This window comes from Pseudomonas sp. 05T35, assembly GCF_056396605.1.
On sequence record NZ_JBFTLU010000416.1, the window covers coordinates 1 to 4,102 of the forward strand.

Annotated in this window: 5 protein-coding genes and 1 pseudogene; all 6 read left to right on the top strand. The window is 54.6% G+C overall.

The window, feature by feature from the left end; genetic code table 11:
- Positions 1-438: pseudogene (locus AC1DH9_RS24230) on the top strand (bifunctional prephenate dehydrogenase/3-phosphoshikimate 1-carboxyvinyltransferase); the annotation flags it as partial.
- Entirely contained in the window at positions 435-1,124 is a 690-nt protein-coding gene (gene cmk, locus AC1DH9_RS24235) for a (d)CMP kinase (protein ID WP_427532158.1), read from the top strand. The pseudogene AC1DH9_RS24230 and the gene cmk, both read left to right, overlap by 4 nt.
- Before the next feature lie 121 nt (positions 1,125-1,245).
- Positions 1,246-2,937 carry a 30S ribosomal protein S1 gene (gene rpsA / locus AC1DH9_RS24240; protein WP_477808912.1) on the top strand — a complete coding sequence of 564 codons (1,692 nt, stop codon included), beginning with the start codon at positions 1,246-1,248 and terminating at the stop codon, positions 2,935-2,937.
- 196 nt (positions 2,938-3,133) lie between these two features.
- The gene (locus AC1DH9_RS24245; protein WP_427546955.1) at positions 3,134-3,415 is read left to right on the top strand and encodes a hypothetical protein; all 282 of its coding nucleotides are present in this window, start codon (positions 3,134-3,136) and stop codon (positions 3,413-3,415) included.
- Between the two features lie 173 nt (positions 3,416-3,588).
- Positions 3,589-3,885, top strand: coding sequence for an integration host factor subunit beta (ihfB, locus tag AC1DH9_RS24250; RefSeq protein WP_427546958.1), 297 nt, complete (start codon positions 3,589-3,591; stop codon positions 3,883-3,885).
- A 24-nt stretch (positions 3,886-3,909) separates the two neighbouring features.
- The coding region (locus AC1DH9_RS24255; RefSeq protein WP_477808913.1) for a lipopolysaccharide assembly protein LapA domain-containing protein at positions 3,910-4,102 on the top strand (193 nt) is incomplete at its 3' end.

Consider the following 4,102-nt stretch of genomic DNA (forward strand, 5'->3'; position numbering starts at 1 on the left):
GCTGATTTGCGCGTGCGGGCGGCTAAGCTTAAGGGTATCGAAATCCCGGAAGCGCTGGTTCCGCTGGCCATCGACGAGTTCCCGGTACTGTTCGTGGCTGCAGCCTGTGCCGAAGGTCGGACCATTCTGCGTGGTGCGGAAGAGTTGCGGGTCAAGGAGTCGGATCGTATCCAGGTGATGGCGGATGGTTTGCTGGCGCTGGGCGTCAAATGCGAGCCAACCCCGGACGGCATCATCATCGACGGTAGCCAGATTGGCGGCGGCGAAGTGCATGGTCACGGCGATCACCGGATTGCCATGGCGTTCAGCGTTGCGTCGTTGCGCGCCAATGCGCCGATTCGTATCCATGACTGCGCCAACGTCGCGACCTCCTTCCCGAACTTCCTCGCGTTGTGTGCGCAAGTCGGTATTCGTGTGGCTCAAGAGGCTCAGTCGTGACCAACCATGCTCCGGTAATCACCATTGATGGGCCAAGCGGCTCGGGCAAGGGCACCATCGCCGGAATCCTTGCCAAGCGCCTGGGGTGGTGCTTGCTGGATTCCGGTGCGTTGTACCGTTTGCTGGCATTCGCTGCGCGCAATCATGGTGTCGACCTGACCAATGAAGAGTCGCTGAAGCTGCTGGCCGCTCATCTTGATGTGCAGTTCGTCGGGGCGACCGAAGGTCATCCACAGCGCATCATCCTTGAAGGTGATGATGTCACTGACGATTTGCGCAACGAGCAGGTCGGTGCCTGGGCCTCGCAAGTGGCGGCACTGCCTGCGGTGCGTGACGCCTTGCTGCAGCGCCAGCGGGCATTTCAGGAGGCGCCGGGGTTGGTGGCCGATGGCCGCGACATGGGTACCGTTGTATTTCCCGACGCGCCGCTGAAGATTTTTCTGACCGCCAGCGCCGAGGAACGGGCGCGCCGTCGTTATTTGCAGTTGAAGGGCAAAGTCGAGGGTGTTAGTCTGTCGAGTCTGCTAGATGAGATCCGTGTGCGCGATGAGCGCGACACCCAGCGAGCGGTAGCCCCGCTCAAGCCGGCGGTCGACGCCATACAGCTGGATTCCACGGAGTTGTCCATCGAGCAGGTGCTGGAACGCATCATGAGCGAGATCGCCATTCGCGATATCGCCGGGTGACCAAGAAGCACCGCAGGGGACCAGTCATAGTCCTGCGGCGTTTCTTTTATATAAACGTAACCCACATTGTCTGGGATGTGGCAGATGGGCGTATTCTTCGCCCTTATCAACAGGAATTAAAATGAGCGAAAGCTTTGCGGAACTCTTTGAAGAAAGCCTAAAAACCCTGAACCTTCAGGCAGGCTCCATCATCACCGGTGTTATCGTTGATATCGATTACCAAGCTCGCTGGGTAACCGTTCACGCTGGCCTGAAGTCTGAAGCACTCATCCCGCTTGAGCAGTTCTACAACGACGCTKGCGAACTGAATATCAACGTCGGTGACGAAGTTCACGTTGCGCTGGATTCGGTTGAAGACGGCTTTGGTGAAACCAAGCTGTCCCGTGAAAAAGCCAAGCGCGCTGAATGCTKGATCGTTCTGGAAGCAGCCTTCGCAGCCGAAGAAGTGGTCAAGGGCGTTATCAACGGTAAGGTTAAAGGCGGCTTCACTGTCGACGTTAACGGCATCCGTGCGTTCCTGCCTGGTTCTCTGGTTGACGTCCGTCCAGTGCGCGACACCACGCACCTGGAAGGCAAAGAGCTGGAATTCAAGGTCATCAAACTCGACCAGAAACGCAACAACGTTGTCGTTTCCCGTCGTAGCGTCCTCGAAGCCGAGAACTCCGCTGAGCGTGAAGCTCTGCTGGAATCCCTGCAGGAAGGTCAACAAGTCAAAGGTATCGTCAAAAACCTCACCGATTACGGCGCATTCGTCGATCTGGGTGGCGTCGATGGCCTGCTGCACATTACCGACATGGCTTGGAAGCGTATCAAGCATCCTTCCGAAATCGTCAACGTTGGCGACGAGATCGATGTCAAGGTTCTGAAGTACGATCGCGAGCGCAATCGTGTTTCCCTGGGCCTGAAGCAACTGGGCGAAGATCCATGGGTTGCTATCAAAGCCCGTTACCCAGAAAGCACTCGCGTTACCGCACGTGTAACCAACCTGACCGACTACGGCTGCTTCGCTGAGCTGGAAGAGGGCGTTGAAGGTCTGGTACACGTTTCCGAAATGGACTGGACCAACAAGAACATCCACCCTTCGAAAGTCGTACAAGTCGGCGACGAAGTGGAAGTTATGGTTCTGGACATCGACGAAGAGCGTCGTCGTATCTCCCTGGGCATCAAGCAGTGCAAATCTAACCCATGGGAAGATTTCTCTGGCCAGTTCAACAAGGGCGATAAAATCTCCGGCACCATCAAGTCGATCACCGATTTCGGTATCTTCATTGGTCTGGACGGTGGCATCGACGGTCTGGTTCACCTGTCCGACATCTCTTGGAACGAAGTGGGCGAAGAAGCCGTACGTCGCTTCAAGAAGGGCGACGAGCTGGACACCGTTATCCTGTCGGTTGACCCAGAGCGCGAGCGTATCTCCCTGGGTATCAAGCAACTGGAAAGCGATCCGTTCTCCGAGTACGTTCAAGAGAACGACAAAGGCGCAATCGTTAAAGGCATCGTGAAAGAAGTTGACGCTAAAGGCGCCATCATCACGTTGGCTACCGATATCGAAGCTACTCTGAAAGCCTCCGAAATCAGCCGTGACCGCATCGAAGATGCGCGCAACGTTCTGAAAGAAGGCGAAGAAGTTGAAGCCAAGATCATCAGCGTTGACCGCAAGAGCCGTGTAATCCAGCTCTCGATCAAGTCGAAAGACGTTGAAGACGAGAAGGAAGCTATCCAGAGCCTGCGCGACAAGCCAGCTGCTTCGGATGCTCCAGTTGACACCACTCTTGGTGCTCTGCTGCGTGCACAAATGGAAAAACAGAACTAAGTTCTGTCAGACCATAGAAAAAGGGCGACTTCGGTCGCCCTTTTTTGTGCCTGAAATTTGAGGTTGTCGGGGGGCTGAGGGAAACAATGCGGGGATAAGGTGGTCTGTTGTTCGGGTGTGTCAATTGCCTATTTGGAGCTAGGCTTTAGCTTGAACCGAGCATTGGTTGGGTGTGATGCCCGGCATAAGGAAGGTAATGAACAAGCTCATTGTTGCGTTGGCAGTCCTGGTCTTGGTGGGGTGTACGACAAATGCCAAGACTCACGTGGTGCGTGGTGTGAGTGGTATCGAGATCGATTGTTCGGGGCTCGGATCAGGTTGGGATAGGTGTTACAAGCGCGCTGCAAGAGAATGTGGGGTGGAGGGGTACAAGGTTATTGGCAGGTCCAGTGATGCTAAAGAAGAGGGGGAGGATTATCTATTCGGGTGGAACCCGGCCGGATACCTCACTCGCGTCATGTTGGTGGTTTGCAGGTGATGGTTCGGTTTGCCTCTGTGGTGTGGAAGGGTGGGGTGCCGGCTCCGGGAGGCGAGCTTTGCGGTCTCTGTCAGGGAATACAGATAAGTCAATATATAGGCTGTTCAAAACCCTTCGAGCATGCTAAAACCTTTGAAGCGATGATCTAGCTGCTTGAAAAAGAAGGGAAAAATATGACGAAGTCGGAGTTGATCGAACGAATTGTCACCCATCAAGGGCTGCTCTCATCCAAAGATGTGGAGTTGGCTATCAAGACCATGCTTGAGCAAATGTCCCAGTGCCTGGCGACTGGTGATCGAATCGAAATCCGTGGATTTGGCAGCTTCTCTTTGCACTATCGTGCGCCGCGCGTCGGTCGTAATCCCAAGACCGGTCAGTCGGTTAGTCTTGATGGTAAGTTTGTGCCGCATTTCAAGCCGGGTAAGGAGCTGCGAGATCGGGTGAACGAAGACGAGGAGCATGGGGTTTGACAGTGTTGATTCAAGGGGGGCTTCATGCGTAATCTCGGGCGCGTTATCGTCGTGGTTTTTGTTCTTCTGCTTATCTTGGCGATCCTGGGATTTGTTCTTGAGAATCAGCAGACTGTTTCTTTGTTTTTCTTTGGTTGGGCTGGCCCGCAATTGCCTATTTCTGTTGTTGTGGTGATGGCATTATTGGTTGGGATGTTGATCGGTCCCTGTATTGCTT

Excerpts from the sequence above, each read along its gene's own strand:
- AC1DH9_RS24245 (WP_427546955.1), top strand. The coding sequence starts at position 3,134 with ATGAACAAGCTCATTGTTGCGTTGGCAGTCCTGGTCTTGGTGGGGTGT.
- ihfB (WP_427546958.1), top strand. The coding sequence starts at position 3,589 with ATGACGAAGTCGGAGTTGATCGAACGAATTGTCACCCATCAAGGGCTG.